29 protein-coding genes are annotated in these 26,625 nt (G+C 63.7%); 22 read left to right on the forward strand and 7 right to left on the reverse strand.

Annotated elements, in window-relative coordinates; all coding sequences use genetic code 11:
* Positions 1-38: 38 nt before the first annotated feature.
* The 11 genes from CK222_RS12275 (at position 39) to CK222_RS12325 (ending at position 12,115) form a co-directional block, all read left to right on the forward strand.
* Positions 39-1,211: an ABC transporter substrate-binding protein gene (locus CK222_RS12275; protein ID WP_095800545.1), complete on the forward strand. Its 1,173-nt coding sequence runs from the start codon at positions 39-41 to the stop codon at positions 1,209-1,211.
* A gap of 74 nt (positions 1,212-1,285) precedes the next feature.
* Complete coding sequence (locus CK222_RS12280) at positions 1,286-2,377, forward strand: Gfo/Idh/MocA family oxidoreductase (protein ID WP_067003969.1); 1,092 nt, start codon at positions 1,286-1,288, stop codon at positions 2,375-2,377.
* Between the two features lie 498 nt (positions 2,378-2,875).
* On the forward strand, positions 2,876-2,965 hold the full coding sequence (locus tag CK222_RS12285; protein WP_067003971.1) for a K(+)-transporting ATPase subunit F: 90 nt from the start codon (positions 2,876-2,878) through the stop codon (positions 2,963-2,965).
* Positions 2,966-2,987: 22 nt separating this feature from the next.
* Positions 2,988-4,691: a potassium-transporting ATPase subunit KdpA gene (gene kdpA, locus CK222_RS12290; RefSeq protein ID WP_095800546.1), complete on the forward strand. Its 1,704-nt coding sequence runs from the start codon at positions 2,988-2,990 to the stop codon at positions 4,689-4,691.
* 7 nt (positions 4,692-4,698) lie between these two features.
* Entirely contained in the window at positions 4,699-4,929 is a 231-nt protein-coding gene (locus CK222_RS12295) for a hypothetical protein (RefSeq protein ID WP_095783599.1), read from the forward strand.
* Entirely contained in the window at positions 4,926-7,022 is a 2,097-nt protein-coding gene (kdpB, locus tag CK222_RS12300; protein WP_095800547.1) for a potassium-transporting ATPase subunit KdpB, read from the forward strand. The genes CK222_RS12295 and kdpB overlap by 4 nt, the downstream gene beginning before the upstream one ends.
* A 12-nt stretch (positions 7,023-7,034) precedes the next feature.
* Entirely contained in the window at positions 7,035-7,598 is a 564-nt protein-coding gene (gene kdpC / locus CK222_RS12305) for a potassium-transporting ATPase subunit KdpC (protein WP_095800548.1), read from the forward strand.
* Between the two features lie 56 nt (positions 7,599-7,654).
* Complete coding sequence (locus CK222_RS12310; protein ID WP_095800549.1) at positions 7,655-10,378, forward strand: sensor histidine kinase KdpD; 2,724 nt, start codon at positions 7,655-7,657, stop codon at positions 10,376-10,378.
* Entirely contained in the window at positions 10,375-11,067 is a 693-nt protein-coding gene (locus CK222_RS12315) for a response regulator transcription factor (RefSeq protein ID WP_095800550.1), read from the forward strand. Before CK222_RS12310 ends, CK222_RS12315 begins: the two co-directional genes overlap by 4 nt.
* A 63-nt stretch (positions 11,068-11,130) precedes the next feature.
* A complete protein-coding gene (locus CK222_RS12320; RefSeq protein WP_245307343.1) occupies positions 11,131-11,502 on the forward strand; it encodes a hypothetical protein in 372 nt (123 codons plus the stop codon).
* A gap of 145 nt (positions 11,503-11,647) precedes the next feature.
* Positions 11,648-12,115: an NUDIX hydrolase gene (locus CK222_RS12325; RefSeq protein ID WP_095800551.1), complete on the forward strand. Its 468-nt coding sequence runs from the start codon at positions 11,648-11,650 to the stop codon at positions 12,113-12,115.
* Between the two features lie 111 nt (positions 12,116-12,226).
* On the opposite strand, the gene CK222_RS12330 is transcribed toward CK222_RS12325, so the two are convergent.
* From CK222_RS12330 to CK222_RS12350, 5 genes are all read right to left on the reverse strand, one after another.
* Positions 12,227-13,066 (reverse strand): citryl-CoA lyase, encoded by an 840-nt coding sequence (locus CK222_RS12330; protein WP_095800552.1) that lies wholly within the window; start codon positions 13,064-13,066, stop codon positions 12,227-12,229.
* A complete protein-coding gene (locus tag CK222_RS12335; protein ID WP_067318839.1) occupies positions 13,063-14,247 on the reverse strand; it encodes a CoA transferase in 1,185 nt (394 codons plus the stop codon). Before CK222_RS12335 ends, CK222_RS12330 begins: the two co-directional genes overlap by 4 nt.
* 15 nt (positions 14,248-14,262) lie before the next feature.
* Positions 14,263-15,786: a tripartite tricarboxylate transporter permease gene (locus CK222_RS12340; protein ID WP_095800553.1), complete on the reverse strand. Its 1,524-nt coding sequence runs from the start codon at positions 15,784-15,786 to the stop codon at positions 14,263-14,265.
* A gap of 5 nt (positions 15,787-15,791) precedes the next feature.
* Positions 15,792-16,328: a tripartite tricarboxylate transporter TctB family protein gene (locus tag CK222_RS12345; RefSeq protein ID WP_067318841.1), complete on the reverse strand. Its 537-nt coding sequence runs from the start codon at positions 16,326-16,328 to the stop codon at positions 15,792-15,794.
* A 120-nt stretch (positions 16,329-16,448) separates the two neighbouring features.
* Positions 16,449-17,414 (reverse strand): tripartite tricarboxylate transporter substrate-binding protein, encoded by a 966-nt coding sequence (locus tag CK222_RS12350; protein WP_067318842.1) that lies wholly within the window; start codon positions 17,412-17,414, stop codon positions 16,449-16,451.
* A gap of 202 nt (positions 17,415-17,616) precedes the next feature.
* Between CK222_RS12350 and CK222_RS12355 the strand changes: the two genes are divergently transcribed.
* The 7 genes from CK222_RS12355 (at position 17,617) to CK222_RS12385 (ending at position 21,135) form a co-directional block, all read left to right on the forward strand.
* A complete protein-coding gene (locus CK222_RS12355) occupies positions 17,617-18,468 on the forward strand; it encodes an IclR family transcriptional regulator (RefSeq protein WP_095800655.1) in 852 nt (283 codons plus the stop codon).
* An 84-nt stretch (positions 18,469-18,552) separates the two neighbouring features.
* Positions 18,553-19,023, forward strand: coding sequence for a nucleoside deaminase (locus CK222_RS12360; protein ID WP_095800554.1), 471 nt, complete (start codon positions 18,553-18,555; stop codon positions 19,021-19,023).
* A 141-nt stretch (positions 19,024-19,164) separates the two neighbouring features.
* Positions 19,165-19,488 carry a metalloregulator ArsR/SmtB family transcription factor gene (locus tag CK222_RS12365; RefSeq protein ID WP_067003998.1) on the forward strand — a complete coding sequence of 108 codons (324 nt, stop codon included), beginning with the start codon at positions 19,165-19,167 and terminating at the stop codon, positions 19,486-19,488.
* Complete coding sequence (locus CK222_RS12370) at positions 19,485-19,895, forward strand: SRPBCC domain-containing protein (RefSeq protein ID WP_095800555.1); 411 nt, start codon at positions 19,485-19,487, stop codon at positions 19,893-19,895. Before CK222_RS12365 ends, CK222_RS12370 begins: the two co-directional genes overlap by 4 nt.
* A gap of 80 nt (positions 19,896-19,975) precedes the next feature.
* On the forward strand, positions 19,976-20,209 hold the full coding sequence (locus CK222_RS12375; RefSeq protein ID WP_095800556.1) for a hypothetical protein: 234 nt from the start codon (positions 19,976-19,978) through the stop codon (positions 20,207-20,209).
* A complete protein-coding gene (locus tag CK222_RS12380; protein ID WP_095800656.1) occupies positions 20,209-20,658 on the forward strand; it encodes a DUF1801 domain-containing protein in 450 nt (149 codons plus the stop codon). The genes CK222_RS12375 and CK222_RS12380 overlap by 1 nt, the downstream gene beginning before the upstream one ends.
* A gap of 78 nt (positions 20,659-20,736) precedes the next feature.
* Entirely contained in the window at positions 20,737-21,135 is a 399-nt protein-coding gene (locus tag CK222_RS12385) for a DUF1801 domain-containing protein (RefSeq protein ID WP_067318850.1), read from the forward strand.
* 48 nt (positions 21,136-21,183) lie between these two features.
* On the opposite strand, the gene CK222_RS12390 is transcribed toward CK222_RS12385, so the two are convergent.
* A complete protein-coding gene (locus CK222_RS12390; protein WP_095800557.1) occupies positions 21,184-21,738 on the reverse strand; it encodes a GNAT family N-acetyltransferase in 555 nt (184 codons plus the stop codon).
* A 214-nt stretch (positions 21,739-21,952) separates the two neighbouring features.
* Here CK222_RS12390 and CK222_RS12395 point away from each other — a divergent pair, with 214 nt between their 5' ends.
* The 4 genes from CK222_RS12395 to CK222_RS12410 all read left to right on the forward strand — a co-directional run bounded on the left by CK222_RS12395 (position 21,953) and on the right by CK222_RS12410 (position 25,722).
* Positions 21,953-22,408 (forward strand): DUF2214 family protein, encoded by a 456-nt coding sequence (locus tag CK222_RS12395; RefSeq protein ID WP_067318854.1) that lies wholly within the window; start codon positions 21,953-21,955, stop codon positions 22,406-22,408.
* Between the two features lie 260 nt (positions 22,409-22,668).
* On the forward strand, positions 22,669-23,646 hold the full coding sequence (locus CK222_RS12400) for a tripartite tricarboxylate transporter substrate-binding protein (RefSeq protein ID WP_095800558.1): 978 nt from the start codon (positions 22,669-22,671) through the stop codon (positions 23,644-23,646).
* Between the two features lie 95 nt (positions 23,647-23,741).
* A complete protein-coding gene (locus tag CK222_RS12405) occupies positions 23,742-24,203 on the forward strand; it encodes a tripartite tricarboxylate transporter TctB family protein (RefSeq protein ID WP_067318859.1) in 462 nt (153 codons plus the stop codon).
* Positions 24,204-24,213: 10 nt separating this feature from the next.
* A complete protein-coding gene (locus tag CK222_RS12410; protein WP_095800559.1) occupies positions 24,214-25,722 on the forward strand; it encodes a tripartite tricarboxylate transporter permease in 1,509 nt (502 codons plus the stop codon).
* A gap of 81 nt (positions 25,723-25,803) precedes the next feature.
* Here CK222_RS12410 and nth read toward each other — a convergent pair whose 3' ends face one another.
* Positions 25,804-26,619 (reverse strand): endonuclease III, encoded by an 816-nt coding sequence (gene nth / locus CK222_RS12415; RefSeq protein WP_067318863.1) that lies wholly within the window; start codon positions 26,617-26,619, stop codon positions 25,804-25,806.
* Between the last annotated feature and the right edge of the window lie 6 nt (positions 26,620-26,625).

Raw genomic sequence — 26,625 nt, forward strand, 5'->3', positions numbered from 1 at the left:
AAGCGATCGATAAGGGCAATCAACAAAAGGGGAATGCCATGACCAACGAAAGCTTATTCAGTACGGCGACAAGAGCGGGCATCAGCCGCCGCTACTTCCTGCAAGTGACGGCCGCCGGCGTCGTGACCGCCACCGCGCTCGGCGCATCGGGTCTGAAAGCCAGCGCGGCGGCTTATGAAAAATTCACCTGGATTTCGCCGCGCGGCACGCTCGAAGTGCTGGACGACTATCCCTACTGGTCGGCCAAGAAGGCCGGCTATTTCGGCGACCTCGCCACCGACATGCAGCCGGGTCCGTCTGACGGCACCGCGACGGTCAAGTTCGTCGATGTCGGCCAGGCCGACATGGGCTTCCCCTCGCCCGGCGTCTTCTCCTTCGCCATCCAGAACGGCATGAAGCTGAAGTCGGTGTTCCACATGGGCGCGCGCGACACCTTCAGCATCGCCTTCCGCAAGGGCCAGGGCACCAAGAACCTGAAGGACCTCGAAGGCAAGACGATCCTGCTCGGCTCCGCCGCTTGGCAGGCGATCGTCGATCCGCTGCTTGCCGCGCAGGGTGTCGACATCAAGAAGGTGAAATTTGTCGAGGCCGGGTGGCCGACCTGGGGCACCGCGCTCGCCGGCGGCCAAGGCGATGCCGCACTCTCCTGGGAAGGTCTGCGCGCCGAATGGATCGCCAAGGACCTCGACTTCGAATATTGGCTCGGCGTCCAGAATTCCAAGCTTCCGGCCAACACCTTCGTCGTGCGCGCCGCCGATCTCGAGGATCCCGACAAGAAGGCCTTCCTCGAAAAATATCTGCGCGGCTGGGCGATGGGCCTCGAATTCGGCTACCAGAACCCGCGCGCGGCCGTCGAAGCCGTGTTCGAGCAATTCCCGACCTTGGCCAAGAACCTTGGCCCTGAGCTCGGCACCACCTCGATCCTGCAGCAGATCAACGTCTTCCGCGGTGACATGGACAAGCGCAGTGGCTGGGGCTCGCACGACATGGCGAGCTGGCAGGGCTTTTTCGACGAGATCCTGAAGATCGGCCAGATCACCGCGCCGGTGAAGGCCGAAGACGTCTGCACCAACGACCTGATTCCGACCGCCAACGACTTCGACAAGGCGAAGGTCAAGGCCGATGCCGACGGCGTGAAACTGTCGGAAGGCTTTGCCGCGCTCGACGTCGAGAAGATCAAGGCGCACCTGTTCGATTCCGCCGTCAAGTAAGGCGGGCGCATTGACCATCGGGCGGCGCCTGATGCCGCCCGAGCTACTGTTCAAAGAGCATTGGGGAGGCTGACATGGCCGACAAAGTAAAAATCCTGGTGGTTGGTCTGGGCAATATGGGCGCTTCGCATGCGAGCGCCTATCACCGCTCCGACGGCTTCGAGATCGTCGGCATCATGAGCCGCACCATCAAGAGCAACAAGAAGATCCCGAAGGAGCTCGCCGGCTATCCGCTCTATGAGGATTTCGACTTGGCGCTGAAGGAGACCAAGCCGGACGCGGTCTCGATCAACAGTTGGCCGAACACGCATGCCGAATACGCGCTGAAGGCGATCGCCGCCAACTGCCATGTGTTCATGGAAAAGCCCCTCGCCACCAACATCGCCGACGCCGAGAAGGTGGTGGCCGCCGCGCGGGCCAAGAACCGGAAGCTGGTTCTGGGCTACATCCTGCGCGTCCACCCGTCCTGGATCAAATTCATCGAGGTCGGCAAGACGCTCGGCAAGCCCCTGGTGATGCGCCTCAACCTCAACCAGCAGAGCAGCGGCAGCGCCTGGCACTGGCACAAGAACCTGATCGACTCGCTGATCCCGATCGTCGACTGTGGCGTGCACTATGTCGACGTCATGTGCCAGCTGACCGGCGCCAAGCCGGTGCGCGTGCACGGCATCGGCGCCAAACTCTGGGCCGAGGCCGACAAGCAGAACTATGGCCATCTGCACGTCACTTTCGATGATGGCTCGGTCGGCTGGTATGAAGCCGGCTGGGGCCCGATGATGAGCGAGACCGCCTATTTCGTGAAGGATGTGGTCGGCCCGAAAGGCGCCGTTTCGATCGTCGCCGGCCAGTCCGCAAGCAGCGCCAAGGAAGCCGAGGAGGTATCGGATTCCGCCGACATCGACCGCCACACCAAGACCGACGCGCTGAAGATCCACTACGCGCAGGTCGATGGCGACAAGAACTTCTCGAAGCCCGACGAGATCGTCAGCATGGAGGACGAGCCCGGCCATCAGGAGCTTTGCGACCGCGAGCAGGCCTTCTTCCTGCGCGCCATCCGTGAGGACCTCGATCTGACCGAGCAAATGGATGCCGCCGTCAACAGCCTGCGCATCGTTTTAGCCGCCGAGCAGAGCATCGCGGAGAAGCGGACCGTCGAGCTGACCTGAAGCTTCCGGTCAGCCTGCCGCGCAACCCCACATCTAGCCGCTTCGCGGCTGGGCAGTCCGCCGGCGGCGTGCCGATCGGCATGCAGCCAGTCGGGCCGCTATGTAGCGCTCTCCACGCAGTTGGAAGAGGAGATGCCGTGCAGGGACCGGCGGCCGGCCAACCAGCTTCCGGATCTTTGGAACAGCACGTTGCCGCCGCCTTCATCCCGTGGCGTCAATTTCCTATAAGATTCCTATTTCTTTGCTCCCCGCCTCGTCTCGAACCTTTATGGCGGTCGGGTCCATATTCCCCTCGAAAAACACTTTCATCGCCATCGCCGCCAAGGTGACGGGCGGTCCTGTGCAATTTTGAACTCGACCGTGTCGGGGTGCAAAAACAAGCCGAAACAAGGAATACCTGCAATGGACCTCGTTGTTCTCGGGATGGGGATTTTGTTCTTCGTCCTGTCCTTAGCTTACGTCAAAGCCTGCGACAGAATCTGATCGAAGGGTCTTACAATGCTTTTCGACTACGTCCTCGGCGGCGCGGTGACCTTGTTCTTGCTTGCCTACCTCACCTACGCCCTCATCCGCCCAGAGCGCTTCTGATCGGCATACGGAAAGTCAGTTCATGACACTCAACGGCTGGATACAGATCCTCGTCTATTGCGGGATCCTGCTTTTGCTCGTGAAGCCGCTCGGCGGCTACATGCACCGCGTCTTCAAAGGCGATCGTACGTTGCTGTCGCCCGTGCTTGTCCCGATCGAGCGCGGCCTCTATCGCCTCGCCGGGACAAGCGAGAAGGAAGAACAGCACTGGGCCGCCTACGCCACCGGCATGCTGCTTTTCAACCTCGCCGGTTTCCTCGTGCTTTATGCCTTGCAGCGGCTGCAGGGCGCGCTGCCCTACAATCCCGCCGGGATGGCTGCGGTCGAACCGGAGCTCGCCTTCAACACCGCGGCGAGCTTCGTCACCAATACCAACTGGCAGAACTACGGCGGCGAAAGCACGATGTCCTACCTCGTGCAGATGGCCGGCCTCACCGTCCAGAACTTTGTTTCGGCCGCCACCGGCATTACCATTGCGATCGCGCTGATCCGCGGCTTTGCCCGCGCCTCGGGCAAGTCGATCGGCAGTTTCTGGGTCGACCTGACCCGCTGCACGCTTTACGTGCTCCTGCCGGCCTGCATCGTGCTGACGCTCGTCTATGTGTGGCTCGGCATCCCGCAGACGCTTGGACCCTATGTCGACGCCACCACGCTGGAAGGCGCCAAGCAGACGATCGCGCTCGGCCCAGTCGCCTCTCAGGTCGCCATCAAGATGCTTGGCACCAATGGCGGCGGCTTCTTCAACGCCAATGCCGCGCATCCTTTTGAGAATCCGGACGCCATCTCGAACCTGATCCAGATGCTGTCGATCTTCGCGCTCGGCGCCGGTCTCACCAACGTCTTCGGGCGGATGGTCGGCAGTGAGCGCCAGGGTTGGGCCATCCTTGCCTCGATGGGCGTGCTGTTTCTCGTCGGCGTCATCGTCTGCTACTGGGCCGAGGCCGCCGGCAGTCCGCTGGTGCATGCGCTCGGCATCGACGGCGGCAACATGGAAGGCAAGGAGACGCGCTTCGGAATTGCGTTGTCGGCGCTGTTCGCGGTCATCACCTCGGCCGCCTCGTGCGGCGCCGTGAATGCCATGCACGATTCGTTCACCGCGCTTGGCGGCATGATCCCGCTGATCAACATGCAGCTTGGCGAGGTCATCGTCGGCGGCGTCGGCGCCGGCTTCTACGGCATCCTGATGTTTGTCGTCATCGCCGTCTTCGTCGCCGGCCTGATGGTCGGCCGCACACCGGAATATCTCGGCAAGAAGATCGAGGCCAAGGAGGTCAAGATGGCGATGCTTGCCATCCTCTGCCTGCCGCTGGCGATGCTGATCTTCACGGCTATCGCCGTGGTCCTGCCTAGCGCGGTGGCATCGATGGCCAATGGCGGTCCGCACGGCTTCACCGAGGTGCTCTATGCCTACACATCGGCGGCCGCGAACAACGGTTCGGCCTACGGCGGACTGACCGGCAACACGCCCTGGTACAACATCACCATCGCGATCGGCATGCTGATGGGCCGCTTCCTGGTCATCATCCCGGCTTTGGCCATCGCCGGCTCGCTGGCCACGAAGAAGACCGTGCCTGCTTCCGCCGGCACCTTCCCGACCGACGGCATGCTGTTCGTCGGCCTCCTGGTCGGCGTGATCGTCATCGTCGGCGGCCTCACCTTCTTCCCGTCGCTCGCCGTCGGTCCGATCGTCGAGCATCTGGCGATGATCCTCGGACAGACTTTCTGAGATGACCATGCCCTGGTTCAACAACATACGTCGGCACGATCGTCACCAATCCGGTGACGGAACGCCCGATGACGGAGGGGACGAGAAGCCTCGTCCTTTCCCGACGCTCTCCACCTTCCTCGGCATGGCGGCCGTGCTGTTCGTGCTGTGGCTGCTGGCCTCGGGCCTTCCGCATCTGTTGCCGAAGACCGAACACCCGGCGCCATCCAACATCACCGATACCGGAGTCCTGAAATGAGCCAGTCCAAATCCGCGAGCATTCTGGATGCCAGCATCCTGATGCCCGCCATTGGCGGCGCTTTCCGCAAGCTCGATCCGCGCACGCTGATCAAGAACCCGGTGATGTTCGTCGTTGCCATGGTCTCAGCACTCACCACCGTGCTGTTCGTCAAGGATGTCATCACCGGCGGCGGCGATCTCGGCTTCACCTTGCAGATCATCATCTGGCTGTGGTTCACCGTGCTGTTCGCCAACTTTGCCGAGGCCGTGGCCGAGGGTCGCGGCAAGGCGCAGGCCGACTCGCTGCGCAAGGCGCGCACCGAGACCCAGGCCAAGCTGCTCGTCAACGGCGAGGATCGCGGCAAGTTCAAGTTGGTGCCTGGCACCAGCCTGAAGGTCGGCGACATCGTGCTGGTCGAAGCCGGCGACATCATCCCTTCCGACGGCGAGGTGATCGAAGGCGTGGCTTCCGTCAACGAGGCGGCAATCACCGGCGAATCCGCGCCTGTCATCCGCGAATCCGGCGGCGACCGCTCGGCCGTCACCGGCGGCACGCAGGTGCTGTCCGATTGGATCCGCGTGCGCATTTCCGCCGCCTCCGGCCAGACCTTCCTCGACCGCATGATCTCGCTGGTCGAAGGTGCGGAGCGCCAGAAGACCCCGAACGAGATCGCGCTTAACATCTTGCTTGTAGGCATGACGCTGATCTTTGTCCTGGCCACCGCGACCATCCCGAGCTTCGCCTCTTATTCCGGCGGCTATATCCCGGTGACGATCCTCGTCGCTTTGTTCGTGACGCTGATCCCGACCACGATCGGCGCGCTGCTTTCGGCCATCGGCATTGCCGGCATGGATCGCCTGGTGCGTTTCAACGTGCTTGCCATGTCCGGGCGCGCCGTCGAGGCTGCCGGCGACGTGGACACCTTGCTCCTCGACAAGACCGGCACCATTACGCTCGGCAATCGCCAGGCGACCGAGTTCCATCCGGTGAAGGGGGTGACCGAACAGGAGCTGGCCGATGCTGCTCAATTGGCCTCGCTGGCTGACGAGACGCCGGAAGGCCGCTCGATCGTGGTGCTGGCGAAGGAAAAATACGGCATCCGCGCCCGTGATATGGCGACCTTGCATGCCACTTTCGTGCCCTTCACCGCGCAGACCCGGATGAGCGGCGTCGACATCGACGGCTCGTCGGTGCGCAAAGGCGCGGTCGATGCCGTGCTAGCCCATGTCAATCAAGCAACGGTGGCAAGCCATGGCACGCGTCCGACAAGCGACACCATGCGCGACCTGCAGGCCAGGGCCGACGAGATCGCCAAGGCCGGCGGCACGCCGCTGGCGGTCGAGCGCGACGGGCACCTGCTCGGCGTCGTCCACCTCAAGGACATCGTCAAGGGCGGCATTCGCGAGCGTTTCGCCGAGCTTCGCAAGATGGGCATCCGCACGGTGATGATCACCGGCGACAATCCGCTGACCGCAGCGGCCATCGCGGCCGAAGCCGGCGTCGACGACTTCCTCGCCCAGGCGACGCCTGAAAACAAGTTGTCGCTGATCCGCGAGGAACAGGCCAAGGGCAAGCTTGTCGCGATGTGCGGCGACGGCACCAACGATGCGCCGGCGCTCGCCCAGGCCGATGTCGGCGTCGCCATGAACACCGGCACGGTCGCCGCGCGCGAGGCCGGCAACATGGTCGACCTCGACAGCGATCCGACCAAGCTGATCGAGATCGTCGAGATCGGCAAGGCGCTGCTGATGACGCGCGGTTCGCTGACCACCTTCTCGATCGCCAACGACGTCGCCAAGTATTTCGCCATCATTCCGGCCATGTTCGCCGTGTTCTACGTCGCGCCCGGCCAGTCGGCGGGCCCGCTGCAGGCGCTCAACATCATGCATCTGGCGACGCCGCAGAGCGCCATTCTGTCGGCGATCATCTTCAACGCGCTGATCATCGTCGCGCTGATCCCGCTGTCGCTGAAGGGGGTGAAATACCGCGCCATCGGCGCCGGCGCGCTGCTCACCCGCAATCTTCTCGTCTACGGCTTTGGCGGCATCATCGTGCCGTTCGCCGGCATCAAGGCGATCGACCTGATCGTCACGGTTCTTGGCCTGGCATAGGGACCCATTCCGATGTTCAAGCAACTCAGACCCGCGATCGTCATGATCGTTTTCTTCACGGTGCTCACCGGCCTCATCTATCCGATCGGCATGACCGGCATCGCGCAGGCGCTGTTTCCCAGGCAGGCCAATGGCAGCCTGATCGAAAAGGATGGTAAGGTTATCGGCTCCGAACTGATCGGCCAGGCCTTCGCCAGCGACCGCTATTTCCACGGGCGGCCCTCGGCCGCCGGCGACGGCTACAACGCCGCCTCCTCCGGCGGCTCGAATCTCGGGCCGACCAATGCGAAGCTGATCGAACGTATCAAGGCCGACGCCGACAGGCTGAAGGCTGAGAACCCGAACGCACCGGTTCCGATGGATCTCGTCACCACGTCTGGCAGCGGCCTCGATCCCGACATCAGCCCGGAGGCGGCCTATTTCCAGGTGCCGCGGATTGCCAAGGCCAGGGGCATCGATGAAGCCAAGGTGAAATCGCTTGTCGACGGCCATGTCGAGGATCGCGAGCTGGGCTTCATGGGTGAGCCGGTGGTCAATGTGCTGGCCCTCAACATGGGGCTCGACGATCTCAAATAATCAGCACTCGCAGCGGGGATCGACACGATCCCCGGTGCAATCCATGATTGGACTTGATGCCGGACGACAGGACCAACTTCGAGAACAGACCTTCTCCCGACGCGCTGCTCGAGCACGCGGAGCGGGAGGGCCGCGGCCGTCTGCGCATCTTCCTTGGCGCGGCGCCCGGCGTCGGCAAGACCTACGAGATGCTGTTGGCAGGCCGCGCCCGGCGCGCCGACGGCATCGACGTCGCGATCGGCGTCGTTGAAACGCATGGCCGCAAGGAAACCCAGGCGCTGGTCGAAGGCTATGATGTGATCCCGCGACGCGAGGTCGAATACAGGGGCCGCGTCCTCGACGAGATGGACATCGACGCCATCCTGAAACGGCGGCCAGAGCTGGTTCTGATCGACGAGCTCGCGCACACCAACGGGCCCGGCAGCCGTCATCCCAAGCGCTATCTCGATGTTCAGGAAATCCTGTCGCAGGGCATCGACGTCTACACCACGCTCAACATCCAGCATGTCGAAAGCCTGAATGACGTCGTGGCGCAGATCACCCGCGTCAGGGTGCGCGAAACCGTTCCGGATTCCATCATCGACGAGGCCGACGACATCGAGGTCATCGACCTCACCCCGGACGACCTGATCAAGCGGCTGCATGAAGGCAGGGTCTATTTCCCGCAAACCGCTCAGCGCGCGATCGAGAACTATTTTTCGCCTGGCAATCTGACAGCGCTTCGCGAGTTGGCGCTGCGACGCACCGCGCAGCGCGTCGATGAACAGCTCCTCAGCCATATGCAGTCCCACGCCATTCCGGGACCGTGGGCGGCCGGCGAGCGGGTCCTTGTCTGCGTCGACTCGCGTCCGGACGGGGGCGCTCGTATCCGCTACGCGCGCCGGCTCGCCGATCGCCTGCGGGCGCCATGGACGGCGCTGCATGTCGACACGCCTCGCCTGGCCGGCATGTCCGAAGAGGACAAGGACCGGCTGGCGACAAACCTGCGCCTTGCCGAACAGCTCGGCGCCGAGGTGGCGACCATCCCGGGCCAGAACGTCGCCCAGGACATCGTGCGCCATGCGACGGCGAACAACTTCACCCATATCGTTATCGGCAGGCCGACCCGCTCGCGCTGGCGGGAACTGATCGAGGGCTCGCTCACCTATGACCTGATCCGCAATGCCGGCGACATCAGCGTCCATGTCATTTCGGGCAAGGAGCGCGATGCCGACATGCCGTCGGCACGTGTGAAGGCCGCGTCCGAGCAGAAGCCCTTCCAGATCTGGCCCTATCTGTTCTCGACGGCCTATGTCGCCAGCGCGGTGGCCGTCAGCTCGATTCTCGATCAGTTCCTCGATGTCCGCAATCTGGCCAGCGTCCTGCTGCTGGCGGTGCTGACTTCTGCGGTGACGTTCGGACTCTGGCCGGCGCTCTACGCTTGTTTCCTGAGCGCGCTTGCCTTCAACTATTTCTTCCTCGAGCCGCGCTATACGTTCACGATCAGGGATCCGGAGAGCATCGTTGCCTTCGTGGTCTTTCTCGTTGTCGCAGTCATCGCCAGCAATCTGACGGCGCGCGTCCAGCGCCAGGCGGTCGCCGCCCGCTCACGCGCGCGAGCCACGCAGGACATCTACTCGTTCTCGAAGAAGCTCGCTGGCGCCGGCACGCTTGACGACGTGCTGTGGGCCACCGCCTTCCAGATCGCCTCGATGCTGAAAGTGCGCGTGGTGCTGCTTCTGCCCGAGAATGGAACGATCACCGTCAAGGCCGGCTATCCGCCGGACGATACGCTCGCCGAGGCCGACATCGCGGCGGCCCGCTGGGCCTGGGAACATGATCGCCCCGCCGGCCGCGGCGCCGATACGCTGCCCGGCGCCAAGCGCCTCTATCTGCCCTTGCGAACAGGCCGGACAGCGGTCGGCGTCGTCGGCCTCGACAACGACAAGCAGGGCCCTTTGCTGACCCCCGAGCAGCAGCGCCTTCTCGACGCGCTTGCCGATCAGGCGGCGGTCGCCATCGAACGCATCCAGCTTGTCGCCGATGTCGACCGCGCCAGGCTGGCGGCGGAAGCGGACCGGCTGCGCACGGCGCTGCTTACCTCGATCTCGCATGACCTGAAGACGCCGCTGGCCGCCATCATGGGTGCCGCCGGCACGCTGCGGGAATACGCGGCCGCCCTTCCCGAAGAGGACCGCACGGAACTCCTGTCGACGGTGGTCGACGAATCGGAGCGGCTCAACCGCTTCATCGCCAATCTGCTCGACATGACCAAGATCGAGTCCGGCGCCATGGAGCCGAACTACGCCCTCCATTATGTCGGCGATATCGTCGGCTCGGCGCTCGATCGCGCTCGCAAGATCACCGGCGAGCACCGCATCGACACCGACATTCCGCCGGACTTGCCGATGCTGCGCCTCGACCCGGTGCTGTTCGAGCAGGCGCTGTTCAACCTCCTCGACAATGCCGCCAAATATTCCGCGCCCGGCTCAACCATCCGCCTCCAAGGCTGGGTCGACAACGGCTCCGTCATCCTGCAGGTCATGGATGAGGGACCAGGCATCCCGCCGAACGACCTCGAACGGATCTTCGACACCTTCTACCGGGTGCGCAAGCGCGACCAGGTCCGCGCCGGCACGGGTCTCGGCCTGTCGATCAGTCGCGGTTTCGTCGAGGCCATGGGCGGCAGGATCTCGGCGACGAACCGTACCGACCGGCCCGGCGCGATCTTCACCATCCGCATGCCGGTGCCGCAGGAAATTCCGGACCTTGCCGTGGCCAAAACGGATGACGCCGCATGACCGGTCAGAACGTCAGCATCCTGGTCGTCGACGACGAACCGCCGATCCGCAGGCTGCTTCGGGTCGGCCTCGGCAGCCAGGGCTATGCCGTATCGGAGGCACCGAACGCCAAGGCAGCGATCGAGCTCATGCAGGCGCAGCGGCCCGACCTGATCCTGCTCGATCTCGGCCTCCCGGGGATGACGGGCCTCGAACTGCTCGGCAAATGGCGTGACGACGGCCTCGACATTCCGGTCGTCATCCTGTCGAGCCGCACCGACGAGGCCGGCATCGTCCAGGCGCTCGAGATCGGCGCCGACGACTATGTGGCGAAACCCTTCGGCATGAACGAGCTCGTCGCCCGCGTCCGCGTGGCGCTGCGCCACAAGCTCCAGCAGCAGGGCGAGAAGCCGGTGTTCCAGGCCGGCGACCTCTCGGTCGACCTGGTGAAGCGCATCGTCAAGGTCGAGGGCAAGGAAGTAAAACTGTCGCCGAAGGAATACGATATCCTGCGCATGCTCGTGCAGTATGCCGGCAAGGTTCTGACCCATCAGTTCCTGCTGAAGCAGATCTGGAACGAGTCGACGGACGTGCAATATCTCAGGGTCTATGTCCGCCAATTGAGGCAGAAGATCGAGAAGACACCGGACCAGCCGCGCTACATCATCACCGAGACCGGCGTCGGCTACCGTTTGCGCGAGGTCGATTGAAGGATCCGAGCGGCGGGCATCATCAAACCGATCGAGGCTGTGCCGAGATCGGTCGCTTGAACCATGGTAGATCCGCACAAACATCCTATATTACGGCAAGGTTTCTGTTTTTCGTGCGGGAAGGAAGCGATGTCGCATCCTCGGCTATCGGCGGCTTTGATTGCCGCGGCTTTGTCGACTGCCGCCCTTTTGGGCGCGGCTTCATATGCCTCCGCGCAGGTCGTCATCCCCACAGACCGCAACGCCCTGATCCAACATAACGAGCTGCAGGCGCTCCGGAACCAGCTGCAGCGACGACAGTTCCAGCAACAGCAGCAGCTTTACCGCGAGCAGGACCGGCAGATCGTTCCGAAGGCTCGCCCTGAAGTGCCGATCGTCAAGCAGAATTGCCAGTCTCAGGTGATCGGCACCACGATTTCGCGCGTCTGCCGCTGACATTTTTTTTTTTTGGGTTTACTTAGCCGACTTACTGTCGGCAGCGAGCCGCCTTGCATGGGCGGCGGTTTTGGGATTTGCAGGAGCGAGATTTTTGCCGTGCGGATAGCGTACGGCAGGAATGCCGCTTTGATCGGATTTGGGGATGGCAGCAGCCAAGAAGAAAGCAGTACGCAGGGCAAAGAAGGGAGAGCGGATCCGCCAGGTGGCGGCCATCCCCTTTCGCCTACGCGGCGACGGCCAGCTTGAAGTCTTGCTGGTCACCTCGCGCACGACCAAACGTTTCATTGTGCCCAAGGGCTGGCCCATGAAAGGCAAGAGCGGGCGCAAGGCGGCCGCGATCGAGGCCCAGGAAGAGGCGGGCGTGCTGGGCAAGGCGCTGAAGCAGCCTGCCGGCGGCTACTCCTATTGGAAGCGCATGGCCAGCCGTTTCGTCCGTGTCGACGTGGTCGTCTACCTGCTCGAGGTCAGCGAGGAGATGGCCGACTGGCGGGAGGCCGTGAACCGTCAGCGGGCTTGGCTGCCGGCGGCCGATGCGGCCCTGCTGATCGACGAGCCCGAGCTTTCCACGCTGCTGAGGGATTTGACGGCCTTGGTGACCGATCCGGCGTAAGACGATGGCCTGGCGCAATTCCACGAAAGTGTGACACGGCATCCGTCAGGAATTCCGTCACAACAAAATGGATGGAATGGTTCGCCGTTTTCCGTGGAACGGTGAAACGCTCTAATCGGAGTCGCCAGGAAACGGCCGTGCCGGGGTGCCGCTATAAGCCCACAGCCATTCTTTGGGCAGAGGTCCCTTGTTGCGGTCGCTCTCCTGTGATTGCTCCCAGGCATGCGCCAGTATGCCTACCGAGCGCGAGAGCACGAAGAGGCCGCGCGTCAGTGGCGGCGGGAAGCCAAGCTCGCCATAGATGACGGCCGTGGCGCCATCGATGTTGAGCGGGATCGTCTTGCCCTTGCGTGTCGCCACCTCCGCCTCGATCGCCTCGGCAATGTCGGCAAAGCGCCCGCTGACGACGCCGCGACCGGCGAAGTCGCGCGTCAGTTCGATGAGGCGTGGCGCCCGCGGATCGATCGGGTGGAAGCGATGCCCGAGGCCGGGCACGTAGCCCTTTTCCTCGGCGAAGAACCGGTCGAGCCGCGCACTCACCGCTTCGGCGAGGCTCGCGCCACCATCGATTGCGGCGGCGATGTTGCCATAGAAGGAAAGCGCCTGCTCGCCGGCCCCGCCATGCACGTCCCCCAGCACATTGATGGCGGAGGCCATGGCGTTGTTGATGCCGACGCCGCAGGTCGCCGCCATGCGCGCGATCGCGATCGACGGCGCCTGCGGGCCGTGGTCGACGGCGGCCCCGAGCGCGATGCCGAGCAGCGCCGCCTGATCGTCGCCCGGCAATTCGCCGCGCAGCATAAGCCAGATCATCGCCGGAAAGCTGACCCGGCCGATCAGATCCTGGATCTGGTAGCCGCGCAGCCGGATCACGCCGGGCTGCATCTCGATGATGCCGGTCCGCCACCACTCCTCGCCGCGGTCGCGGCCGGTCTTTTTGTCCGCGCTCATGCCCGCGCCCTCCCCTTGCCGCGCGCCGGCAAGCTGGCGAACACGTCGTCCATATGCGCGCCAAGACGTGGCGGAGGGCCGGCTGGCACGGGAGCCGCACCGTCGACCATAAAGCCGCCGCGCACCACCGTGAGCGGGTTGTCCATTCCCGGTATCTCCTGGAAGCGCGTCGTCATGCGGCGCTCGATGACCTGGCGTTCCTGCAGCACTTGCGGGATCGTCAGCACCCGCCCGGCCGGCACGCCGGCGCGGTTGAGCTTTTCTTCCCAGACCGCCGCAGGAGCGCCGGCAAGCGCGTCCTCGATGAGCGGCTTCAGCGCTGCCCGGTTCCCTTTGCGCGTCTCGCGTTCGGCGAAGCGCGGATCCGAAGCCAAGTCTGGGCGGCCGATCAAGCCGCAAAGGATCACGAACTGCTCCTGCTTGTTGGCGGCGATGTTGAGCAGGCCCTCGCCGGTGCGGAACGCGCCGGAGGGCGCGGCCGTCATGTTCTCGTTGCCCATGGCTTGAGGCTGGACGCCCGCCGTCAGATAGTTCGACACCGGCCATCCCAAGGCCGACAGCGTGCATTCGAGCATCGACACGTCGAGGAAGGCGCCTTCGCCGCTGGTCTTCTGCCGCACCAGCGCCGCAGCGATGGCGAAGGCCCCGACCAGTCCGCCCAGCGTGTCGGCGACCGGATAGCCGACGCGCAGGGGCGCCGTTTCCGGCGTGCCGGTGATGCTCATGATCCCGGACAGCCCCTGGATGATCTGATCATAGGCTGGGTTGCCACGCATCGGGCCGGTCTGGCCGAAACCCGATATCGCGCAATAGACGAGGCTTGGCCTAACCTCCTTCAGCTTCTCGTGGCCGAGGCCGAGCCGATCCATCACGCCCGGCCGGAAATTCTCGACCAATGCGTCCGCCGTTGCGACCAGGTCGAGGAAGCGCTCGCGGTCGGCCTCCTGCTTCAGGTCGAGCACCACCGATCGTTTGCCGGCGTTCTGCGCCAGGAAGGATGCACCCATGCCGGCTTTGTTGAGCTCCGGCGAGGCGCCAAGCTGGCGCGCGAGATCGCCGCCCGGCGGCGCCTCGACCTTGATGACGTCGGCGCCGAGCAGCGCCAGCTGGTAGGCGCAGTAAGGACCTGCCAGCACATTGGTGAGGTCGAGGACGCGTATGCCTGAAAGCAGGTCTGTCATGATGCTCCAGATCGGTCAGGCATCGCCCGGCACATGCTCTGGTCCGCGCGTGCGCCGGCGTTCGATCCAGGCCCAGATATGCGGGCCGACCAGACCGATGAAGGCGAGCGTTAAAAGCGTCAGCGAGAGCGGGTGCCGGTAGAACACCGTCCAGTCGCCATTGGCGATCGTCATCGCCCGGCGGAACTGCGTCTCGGCGAGCGGCCCGAGGATCATGCCGATGATGACCGGCGCCGTCGGAAAATCGAAGCGGCGCATCAGGAAGCCCGCCGCGCCCAGCAGATAGAGGATGATGAGATCGATCGGCGACTGCGAAATGCCGTAGGTGCCGACGGTGGCGAACACCAGAATGCCGGCATAGAGCTGCGGGGCCGGAATCTTGAGCAATCGTACCCAAAGGCCGATCAACGGCAGGTTGAGGATGACGAGGATGACGTTGGCGATGAACAGGCTGGCGATGAGGCCCCAGACGAGATTGGCCTGCGTCGTCAACAGCAGCGGTCCGGGATTGATGCCGTAGCTCTGGAAGGCAGACAGCATGATCGCCGCCGTTGCCGAGGTCGGCAGGCCAAGCGTCAGCATCGGCACCAGCACGCCGGCAGCCGACGCGTTGTTGGCAGCCTCCGGCCCGGCGACGCCTTCGATGGCGCCGACCGTGCCGAACTCCTCCTTGTGCTTGGAAAGCTTCTTTTCGATGGCATAGGACAGGAAGGTCGGGATCTCGGCCCCGCCGGCGGGCAGGGCGCCGATCGGGAAGCCGATTGCCGCGCCCCTGAGCCACGGCTTCCACGAGCGCGCCCATTCGGAAGCAGTCATGTAGAGCGAGCCCCTCAGCGGCACGATCTCGTCCTTCCCGGCATAGCGGCGCGAGGCCACGTAGAGAGTCTCGCCGACCGCAAAGAGGCCGACCGCGACGACGATGACGTCGACGCCGTCGAGCAACTCGCCCATGCCGAAGGTGAAGCGCGGCTGCCCGGTCTGCAGGTCGACGCCGATCATGCCGATGACGAAGCCGACGAACAGGCTGGTAAGCCCACGCACAGAGGACGAGCCGAGCACCGCCGAAACGGTGATGAAGGCGAGCACCATCAGCGAGAAATATTCCGCCGGCCCGAAAGCCAGCGCCAACTTGACCACGATCGGCGCCAGGAAGGCGACGCCCAGCGTGCCGATGGTCCCGGCGACGAACGAGCCGATCGCGGAAGTCGCGAGCGCCGCGCCGCCGCGGCCCGAACGCGCCATCCGGTTGCCCTCGAGCGCGGTGACGATGGTGGCGCTTTCGCCCGGTGTATTGAGCAGGATCGACGTCGTCGAGCCGCCATACATGGCGCCGTAATAGATGCCGGCAAACAGGATGAAGGAAGCTTCCGGCGCCACCTGGTAGGTGATCGGCAAAAGCAGCGCGATGGTCAGCGCCGGCCCGAGCCCGGGCAGCACGCCGATCGCGGTTCCGAGCGTCGTGCCGAGCAGGCACCACAAGAGATTGGTCGGCGTGAAGGCGACCGCAAATCCGTGCGCGAGATAACCGAGCGTGTCCATCGTCCTCAGCCCCTTCCCATGCCGACGAGGGCGCTGATCAACGCGTTGAGCTGGTTCTCGATCAGGCCGGCCCCGATGTTGACGCCGAGCGCTCTGGCGAATCCGAAATAGGCCGCCAGCGCCAAGATCAGGCCGAGCAGCGCATCGCGCAGCGGATGCCGGCTGCCGAAGCCGAAGCAGACCAGCACGAACATGATCACCGAGGCGGCTGTGAAGCCGAGCGGCTGGATCAGCACGAGATTGGCAACGAGCCCCGCGACTACGAAACCCATCGCCTTCCAGTCGGTCGGCGTCTCCTTTTCCTCGTCCGGCTGCCAGCCGCCACGCAGGGCGGCGACGATGAGCAGCAGCGACAGGATCACCATGCCGGCCATGGTCATGTAGGGGAAGACCTTCGGGCCGACCTTGGAATAGAGCGGCGAAACCGGGATCGCCAGGGTCTGCCAGGCAACGGCCCCGGCGCAGGCAAGAAGCCCGACGCCGATCAGCAATTCGGGTATGGCAAGGCGCGGCGGTGACGCCTGCTGGTCGCTGGTGCTCATGATCTCCTCCCCGGAAGCCGGCCTTCCACTGCCGGCTTCGCCGCAGTTTCATTGAACCGTCGCATGTCCGCTGTCTCGAAGAAGGCGATGCAGCCTCCTTCGAGATCAGGCAGGAGGCGATCAGGCCAGGCCGAGATCCTTGAGGATCGCGCCGATGCGTGTCGTGTCCTCGGCGACGAACTTGGCATAATCGTCGCCGGTCAGCAGAATCGGCGTCCAGTTGCGGTTCTTGCACTCGGTCGCCCAGGCCTCGCTCTTCGCCATGGTCTCGACCATCTTGATCATCGCCGCCTTGTCTTCATCGGAAACGCCGGGGGGTGCAAAGACGCCGCGCCAGTTGAACAATTCGACGTCGATGCCGGCCTCTTTCAATGTCGGCGCGTCGATGCCTTCCTGGCGCTTGTCCGACGAGATCGCCAGCAGCCGGAGCGCGCCCGCCTTGACCTGCTCGGAGAATTCGCCATAGCCGGAAATGCCGGCCGCGACCTGGTTGCCGAGCAGCGCCGACAGCGCCTCGCCGCCGCCGGCGAACGGCACATAGGACAGGTTGGCGGCAGGCACGCCGGCCGTCTTGGCGATCAGGCCGAAAAGGATGTGGTCGGAACCGCCGGCCGAACCGCCGGCCACCGGAACCTTCGTCGGATCCGCCTTCAGCGCCGCGACGAAATCATTGGCCGTCTTGAACGGCGAGGCTGCCGGCACCACCAGCGCCTCGAACTCACCGGTGAGGCGCGCGATCGGCGTCACTTCGGTGAGATTGTTGGCGGCCTTGTTGGCGATGATGGCGCCAACCATGACCATGCCGGCAACCATCAGCGCGTTGCCCTTGCCCTTCCACTGGTTGACGAATTGCGGCAGGCCGACCGTGCCGCCGGCGCCGCCGACATTGGTGATCTGCGAGCCGGAGATCAGCTTTTCGGAGCGCAGCACCTGATCGATCGTGCGCGCGGTCTGGTCCCAGCCGCCGCCGGGGGCCGCCGGCACGAAAATTTGGATTTGCGGGGCGTCCTGCGCAAAGGCGGGTCCGAAATGCAAAGCCGCGAAGCCGGCGGCGGTGGTCGACAAGAATCTGCGTCTGTTCAGCATGGGATTCCTCCAAATCACGACACCTCCTCCGGTGCCTGCCAAGACGTGGCCTGAATTAAGACCCGCATTCGAGTTCAAGCATTTGTTACCGCGTTCTGTCAACGGGAATGCCATTCTGCTGGACAGAACGCATAGGATCGGACTAAATCCGCATGTCCAGGGTCATTCCCGGATGGGCGACCACGATGAAATCGTCACCGCAATGACAGACCTCCCTCCAAGCCAGGCTCCGGCCGACGGCGTTGCCGCGCTCGACCGGGCAATCGCCATCCTCGACGCGTTCACCATTGCCGACCGGTCGCTCGGCCTCGCCGAAATCGCGGCCCGAACCGGTCTCTACAAGAGCACGATCCTCAGATTGGCCACCTCGCTGATGCGCGGGCAATTGCTGGAGCGCCTGGAGGACGGACGCTATCGCATCGGACCGGCGACCTTCAGGCTTGGCGCGCTTTACCAGCGCTCGCTCGTGGCGATGGATATCCTTTTGCCGATCATGCGCGATCTCTCCGAGCGGAGTTGGGAAAGCGTCGCCTTCTATGTCCGCTCGGGCGACGTGCGCACCTGTCTCTACCGGGTCGAGTCGAAGCACCCGATCCGCTACACGATACGGGAAGGTGACGTGCTGCCCTTGCTGGTTGGTTCCGGCGGCCGGGTGCTGGCCGCGTTCTCGGGAGAGCAGGGCGAGCCTTACGAGACGATCCGGAAAACCTATAGCTACATTTCAATCGGTGACCGCGACCCGCAGACTGCCGGCATCTCCGCCCCTGTCTTCGGGCCGGGACGGACACTGCTCGGCGTGCTCACGCTCGCCGGTCCGAACACGCGGGTCGACGCGGCCTTCCTCACCCGTATGAAGCGGCCGCTCCTCGAAGCTGCCGCCCGCGCCACCCGCGCTTTTGGCGAAGATGCATCCATGCTGGATGCGGCAAGCCTCGACACGCCGCCGGAGCGCACAACGGATCCGGGTTTTGGCGAGCATCAAATTCGAGTTTCCGGCACGCAACAGGCCAATGTCGCCGAGCTTCGGGCAGGTGGACGCTCACGCGACGGTTAGCACTTGCCAATCGCGTCCCTTGGCACCAATCTCGGCTCAAAGGGCCGCCCATCGGGTGGATGGCGGCGCGATAGGGTTTTTGCCATGACCCGCGATCAGATGCTCGCCCACCTCCGATCCGCCGACGCCGCGGCGCGCGAGGCGGCGGCGCACGGTCATCATCCATTCGGTGCGGTGCTGGTCGGCCCCGACGACGCCATCCTCATGCGCCAAGGCAATATCGACACCGTCCATCACGCCGAAACCGAACTTGCGCGACGCGCGGCGGCTGCCTATTCGCCGGAGTTTCTCTGGACCTGCACCCTGGTCTCAACCGGCGAGCCCTGCGCGATGTGCACCGGAACGGTCTACTGGGCCAATATCGGCCGGCTGGTTTACGGCTTCGAGGAGACCAAGCTTCTCGCGCTCACCGGCGATCACGCGGCGAATCCGACTATGAGCCTTTCTTCGCGCGCCGTGCTCGACTCCGGGCAGAAAAAGATCGAGGTGTTTGGCCCCTTTCCCGAAGTCGCGGACGAGCTGCTCGCACCACACCGCGAGTTCTGGAAGCGCTGACGCGGAAGCGGATGTTGGGGACGGGTCCGCAAGGATAGGGTGACCCAGTCCGCCCTAAGCTTCCGCCCTCTAGGCTCTGCTTGACTCACACATATCTCACTGGTTATACGTCAATCAATAGCCATTGAGTTATCGATCCAGATGACGAACGCACACGATATGCTGTTCCGGACGCTTGCCGATCCGACAAGGCGCGCCATCTTCGAGCGTCTGTGCCGGCAAGGCGAGCAGACGGTCGGCGCGCTGACGGCTGAGGCCGGTGTCTCGCAGCCGGCGGTGTCGAAACATCTCGGCCTGCTCAAGCAAGCCGGACTGGTGCGCGACCGCCACGAGGGTCGCCAGACCCATTACAGCGCACAGCTTGGCGCGCTGGCGCCGCTAATGGATTGGACTCGCGATATGGCCGGGTTCTGGGAGAGCCGGTTCGACGATCTCGAGGATCTGCTGCAGAGGATGGATCAATGAACGATATGCCGGCCGGAACGCGCTCCGTTGTCGTCGAGCGCGAGATTCCCTATCCGCCGGAAAAGATCTGGCGGGCACTGACCCAGCCGCATCTCATCGAGGAGTGGCTGATGAAGAACAACTTCAAGCCGGTCGTAGACCACCGTTTCGAACTGAGCGCGGACTGGGGCGGTGTCGAGTGCCAGGTCCAGACAGTCGAGCCAAACAAAACGCTTTCCTACACATGGGACACCAAGGATCTAGAGAGCGTCGTCACATGGACGCTCACCCCGACCGGCGCCGGCACTCGCCTGCGCATGGAGCAGACGGGCTTCCGGACTGACCAGGAGCCGTATTTCCGAGGTGCCACTGTTGGCTGGCCGAGGTTCTTTTCGGCCTTGGAGCAGGTGCTTTCGCGGATCGAGTGAGGGCGGCAATCTCATCCAGATGACGCAGCCTGGCGCGCTGGTAAGCCCAGCGTTCATTGGATCTTTCAGAGGAGGAAGCATTGGACTGGAGCAAGTGGATCAGGCAGTTGCATCGCTGGCTGTCGATCATCTTTACCGTGACCGTCATCGCCAACTTCGTCGCCATGGCATTGGGCGAGGCGCCGGCCTGGGTGGTCTATTCGCCGCTCCTGCCGCTTTTCCTGCTGTTGTTCAGCGGCCTCTACATGTTCGTGCTGCCCTATGCCGCAAGGTGGCGCGGTGGGCCGGCGCGCGAGCGCGCCGGACCGGCCTGATGGCAAAAGCGAAATCGGCAAAGGTTGCAGCCAGGCCGTCGGGGGAAAAACCCGTCCTGCTTTCGGGCGGCAACCCGCAGATCGCCAAGGGGTATGGTGACGCTCCCGTGCAGGCCTATATCGCGGCGATGCCGGGCTGGAAGAGCGAGGTAGGCCGCCGGCTCGACCAACTTATCATGCATGCCGTCCCCGACGTGCAGAAGGCCGTCAAATGGAACTCGCCGTTTTACGGCATGGACGGCGAAGGCTGGTTTCTCGGCATTCACTGTTTCACCAGATACGTCAAAGTGGCCTTCTTTCGCGGCATGTCGCTGAAGCCGGTGCCGCCCGGCGAATCCAAGAGCAAGGACACGCGCTATTTTCACATCCATGAGGACGACCAGCTCGACGAAGCGCAATTCGTCTCCTGGGTGAAACAGGCAAGTCAATTGCCTGGCGAACGAATGTAAGCGCATTATCGGTCACTCACGGTCCGCCCGACGAGGCATCATGGCGATCCGTCTAGCGGGTGTTGAAGGAGGACACATATGGAGAAAATCGGCGTGCAGGAAAGCAAGTCTCCTTCCGAGCTGATCGATGGCCGTATCGCGGAATTGGGCGATTGGCGGGGCGAGATGCTCGGCCGGCTGCGCGCCCTGATTAAGGATGCCGATCCGGACGTCACCGAGGAATGGAAGTGGCGCGGCGTGCCGGTCTGGGAGGACGCCGGAATGATCTGCACCGGCGAGACCTACAAGGCCGTCGTCAAGCTGACCTTCGCCAAGGGCGCGGCGCTGCCGGATCCCTCACGTCTCTTCAACTCCAGCCTCGAAGGCAACACAAGGCGCGCCATCGATTTTCGCGAAGGCGAGGAGATCGACCAGGAAGCGTTCAAGGCTCTCGTGCGAGCAGCGGTGGCCCTGAACAGGTCCAAGGCCAAACGCTGATCCCAGAAGCGCGTCAGCACCGGAGGCGGACGAACCCGGCATTGCCCTCTAGGCTGTTGCCTCTCCGGCCCACCGCTCCAGCAGGATCGTCGGCTTGTCGTGATAGGTGGTCCGCAGGATTTCGCGATAGCCGTTCTTATCTGCGACCTTGAGCGAGGCGCCATTTTCGGGATCGATGATGCAGACGGTTCTGGCTCGCCCGAACGCCTCGTCACCCCAGGCGACGATGCGCCCGACGACTTCGCTTGCAAGCCCCTGGCCATGCGCACCCGAAGCTAAAGCCCAGCCGGCTTCCGGCACGCCTTCGATCGAGGGCTCGATCTCGCGCTTCAGATCATGGAAGCCGGCCTCGCCGAGGAAGCGGCCAGTCGCCTTGTCCTCGATCGCCCAGAACCCATAGCCAAGCAGCGACCACAGCCCGGCATGGCGCAGGAAACGCATCCAGCTTTCCTCGCGGGTGCGCGGCTTGCCGCCGATGAAGCGGGTGACCCCCGGGTCCGCCCACATCGCGACATAGGTCTCGAAATCGTCGAGCCGGTGCGGCCGCAGGACGGTCCGCGCCGTCTCGAGGATCGGCACCCCGGCTTCCCTTGCAACGCTCATCGCAGTCCTCTCCTTTGAGCGGCAGCGCTTAGCAAACCTGCACGTTCGAACAAGGGCCAGGATCGCCCGGGGCATCCTCCAGCGACGCAAGTAGATGAGCGCGGTCATTGACCGGCTGACATTTCGGCGTGTGGGATTCTCGACAGGCGATGCTAGTCTTGGGACGAAGCTGATTCAGCGATATCGCGGCGCCGTCTGAAAACGAGGAAAGATAATGGACACCACCGACCTTCTGCTGGCGATCGCCCATCATCTTCTGGTGTTCTCGCTGGCCGGCATCATTGGCGCCGAGTTCGTGCTGGTGCGCGGCGAGTTGGGGGCGACGACGCTCAAGCGCGTTGTCGGCATCGACCGCCACTACGGCATCATCGCCGCGCTGATCGTCATCATCGGCATCTGCCGGGTGTTCTTCGGCCTGAAAGGCTGGGAGTTCTACGTCTTCAACTGGGTGTTCTGGGCAAAGATGATGGCCTTCATCATCGTCGGCCTGCTGTCGATCATCCCGACCGTGCGCTTCATCTCCTGGAGCAGGCAGGCGAGCGGCAATCCATCCTTCTCGGTTCCGGCGGCGGAGCTCGCCTCGGTGAAGAACTATGTCCGCGCCGAGGGCTTCATCTTCCTGCTCATCCCGGTCTTTGCGGCGGCGATGGCGCGCGGCTACGGTTATTAGAATAGAACCGAGGAAGAGCAGGGATCGGGCAGCAACCGGCATCCGCCAACGTACCGTCGTCAGATGTCGACATCCCGCGATCCATCATCCGACCCAGATCTTTTCCATCCATCTTGCGGGTGATTTGTAGATAATCGCGGTTTGCCGTTTGAGTCCGATTGCAATCTGCTAGCCTGCACTAGTTGCTATTGCATCCACAGCCGTCGCCGAGAGGAATTTCGCGCGGTGGCTGGAGGTTCATACTCTGGGAGGAAGTCACAATGAGAAAATTTGTTGCCGCTCTGGCTGCCGCAGCGGCCGTCACGCTTTATCCGTTCGCCGCGGGCGCGCAGACCTATCCGGAACGCACCATCACCGTTGTGGTGCCGTTTGCGGCCGGCGGCCCGACCGACACGGTCACACGCCTCATCGCCGAAGCCATGTCGAAGGATCTCGGCCAGCAGGTCATCGTCGAAAATGTCGGCGGTGCCGGCGGCACGCTGGGCGCGGGGCGCGTCGCGAAGGCTGACCCGGACGGTTATACGCTGCTCCTCCACCACATCGGCATGGCGACCAGCGCGACGCTGTACAGAAAGCTCGCATACGACACGCTCAACGCCTTCGAATATGTCGGCCTCGTCACCGAGGTGCCAATGACCGTCGTCGGCCGCAAGGACCTTGAGCCGACCGATCTGAAGGGACTGGTCGAGTACGCCAAGGCCAACAAGGATACTGTCACCGTCGCCAATGCCGGGATCGGTGCGGCCTCGCATTTGTGCGGCATGCTGTTCATGAGCGCTATCGGTACGCCGCTGGTCACCGTGCCCTACAAGGGCACCGGCCCGGCCATGACCGATCTTCTTGGCGGCCAGGTCGACATGATGTGCGACCAGACGACCAACACCACCAAGCAGATCCAGGGCGGCACGATCAAGGCCTATGCCGTCACCTCGCCGGAACGCCTCGATGTGCTGCCGGACGTCCCAACGACGACGGAAGGCGGCCTTCCCGAGGTGCAGGTGAGCATCTGGCACGGCCTCTACGCACCAAAGGGTACGCCGGCCGAGATCACCGAACGCCTGTCGAAATCGCTGCAGGTCGCGCTGAAGGATCAGAACGTCGCCGCCCGCTTCGCCGAACTCGGCACCAAGCCGTCGCCCGAAGCCGACGCGACACCGGCGGCGCTGAAGGCCAAGCTTGAAAGCGAGATCGGGCGCTGGAAGCCGATCATCGAAGCCGCCGGCCAGTACGCCGACTGAGGTTTTGGACGGGGCAAGATCGGCGCCCCGTTTTTGCTTCGGCCCCGTTTTGCGTTGCAACGGCGCGCCCGGGGTGCGCACCTGAGAGGAACGTGATGAAGCCCTTCGCAATCGACACGACCAACGGCATATGCGCCGCGCTGTTCATCGCCTTCGGCGCATTTTTCGCGCTGCAGTCGCTCGGCCTCGAAATCGGCAGCGCCTTCCGCATGGGACCGGGCTATTTCCCGCTGGTCCTGGCGATAGTGCTGCTTCTGCTCGGCGTTATCATCCTCGTCCAGGCTGTGCGCTTCGAGAGCGAGGCGATCGGCCACATTGCGTGGCGCGGCATGCTGCTCATCCTCCCCGCTCCGATCTTCTTCGGCCTGACGGTGCGCGGTCTCGGCTTCATCCCGTCGATCTTCCTGACGGCGCTGATCGCATCCTTTGCCAGCGCCCGCATGAAACCGCTGACCGCGCTCGTGTTATCGGCCGGCCTGACGCTGTTTGCGTCGCTCGTCTTCAGCTACGCACTCGGCCTGCCGTTCCGACGCTTTGGCCCGTGGCTGCCATTGTGAGGAGACGACCATGGAGCTCCTCGCCAACTTGGTGCTCGGCTTTTCGACGGCGACATCGCTGACAAATCTCGGTTTCTGTCTGATCGGCGTCCTTCTCGGCACGCTGATCGGCGTCCTGCCCGGCATCGGCGCCACCGCAACCATCGCCATGCTCTTGCCGATTACGTTCCAGATAGGCGACCCGGTTTCCTCTCTCATCATGCTCGCCGGCATCTATTACGGCGCGCAATATGGCGGCTCCACCACCGCCATTCTCATCAATATGCCCGGCGAATCCTCGTCAGCCGTCACCGCAATCGACGGCTACCAGATGGCAAAGAACGGCCGCGCCGGGGCGGCACTCGCGATCGCGGCGATAGGCTCGTTCTTTGCCGGCACGGTGTCGACCTTCCTGGTCGCCATCTTTGCTCCGCCGCTGACGGCGATGGCGCTGGAATTCGGCGCGGCCGAGTACTTTTCGCTGATGGTCGTCGGCCTCGTCTCGTCCGTCGCGCTCGCCCACGGCTCGATAGTCAAGGCGCTAGCCATGGTTGTGCTCGGCCTGCTGCTCGGCATCGTCGGAACCGACATCTATACCGGCACGCCGCGCTTCACGCTCGGCATCACGCAATATGCCGACGGGCTGAATTTCGTCGCGGTAGCGGTCGGCGTCTTCGGCGTCGCCGAGATCCTGCGCAACCTCGAGAACGAGCATGAGCGCTCCGTGCTGATCCGAAGAGTCTCCGGCCTCATGCCCACCGGCGAGGATTTTCGGCGCATGGCCGCGCCCATCATGCGCGGAACGATCATTGGTTCGGCGCTCGGCATCCTGCCGGGAGGCGGCGCGATCCTTGCAGCCTTTGCCTCCTACACGGTCGAAAAGCGCGTATCGAAAAAACCGGGGGAATTCGGCAAGGGCGCCATCGAAGGCGTCGCCGGGCCGGAATCGGCCAACAATGCCGGCGCGCAGACCTCCTTCATCCCCATGCTGACGCTTGGCATTCCGGCCAATCCGGTAATGGCGCTGATGATCGGCGCGATGATCATCCAGGGCATCGTGCCCGGCCCCAATGTCGCGACCGAACAGCCGGAGCTGTTTTGGGGCATCATCGCCTCAATGTGGATCGGCAACCTGATGCTGATCATCCTCAACCTGCCGCTGATAGGGCTTTGGGTGAAGCTCCTTACGATCCCCTATTACGTGCTGTTTCCGATCATCATGGCGTTCTGCTCGATCGGCGTCTACAGCGTCAACACCAATGTTTACGACCTCTACGCCGTCGCCTTCTTTGGCTTGCTCGGCTACCTCCTGACCAAGCTGCGCTGCGAACCCGCGCCACTGCTGCTCGGCTTCGTGCTCGGCCCGTTGCTTGAGGAAAACTTGCGTCGCGCCATGATTCTGTCGCGCGGCGACCCGAGCACCTTCGTGACGAGACCGATCAGCGCCAGCCTGCTCTTCATCGCGCTCGCCGTGCTCGTCATCGTCTTCCTGCCCGCGCTCAAGAAGAAGCGTGAAGAGGTGTTTGTGGAGGAAAATTAAGTCATTGAATTTCGTTGCGATTTTCGAATTCGGCGTTTTGGCCGCAGGCGCCGTCGGCTGGCATCATCCGCTACACTCTGCCTAGCTGACACCAATCGCTCGGTCCTCAGTTTCGTCGAGCGGCGCGAGCTCGATCAGCGGCGCCGGCAGGTCGGTGGTCTTTTCCTTGGACTTGCAGATATCGGCGATGACACAGACCGGGCAGTCGGGCTTGCGCGCCTTGCAGACATAGCGGCCATGCAGGATCAGCCAGTGATGGGCGTGCCGCATGTATTCGGCGGGGATGACTTTTATCAGCCCCTGCTCAACCTGTTCCGGCGTTTTGCCGGGCGCCAATCCAATACGATTGCCGATGCGAAAGATATGCGTGTCCACCGCCATCGTGTGCTGGCCGAAGGCTACGTTGAGCACGACATTGGCGGTCTTGCGTCCCACGCCCGGCAGCTTGACCAGCTCGTCCCGATCTTCGGGCACGTTGCTGGCATAGTCGTCGATCAGTGCCTTCGAGAGCGCGACCACGTTCTTGGCCTTGTTGCGCCACAGGCCTATGGTGCGGATGTAGTCGCCGACCTTGGCCTCACCGAGCGCCAGCATCTTCTGCGGTGTATCGGCGACCGAAAACAGCGGCTTCGTTGCCTTGTTGACGCCGGCATCGGTCGCCTGCGCCGACAGCACCACCGCGATCAGCAGCGTGAAGGGATTGACATAGTCGAGCTCGCCCTTCGGCTCGGGCCGCTGCACGGAAAAACGCCGGAAGATCTCATGCACCTCGGCGGGCGTGTAGAGCGAGCGCAGCCCGCCCTTCCGGGACGGCGTCTTTGCTTTCGCACTGCCGCCTGAGGCGGAGGCTGACGGCTTTTTGACGAGGAAGGAGTTTTTGGACTTGGGCGGCGCCATTCCCTT

The sequence above is a fragment of the Mesorhizobium sp. WSM3866 genome, from assembly GCF_002294795.1.
GTDB lineage: Bacteria > Pseudomonadota > Alphaproteobacteria > Rhizobiales > Rhizobiaceae > Mesorhizobium.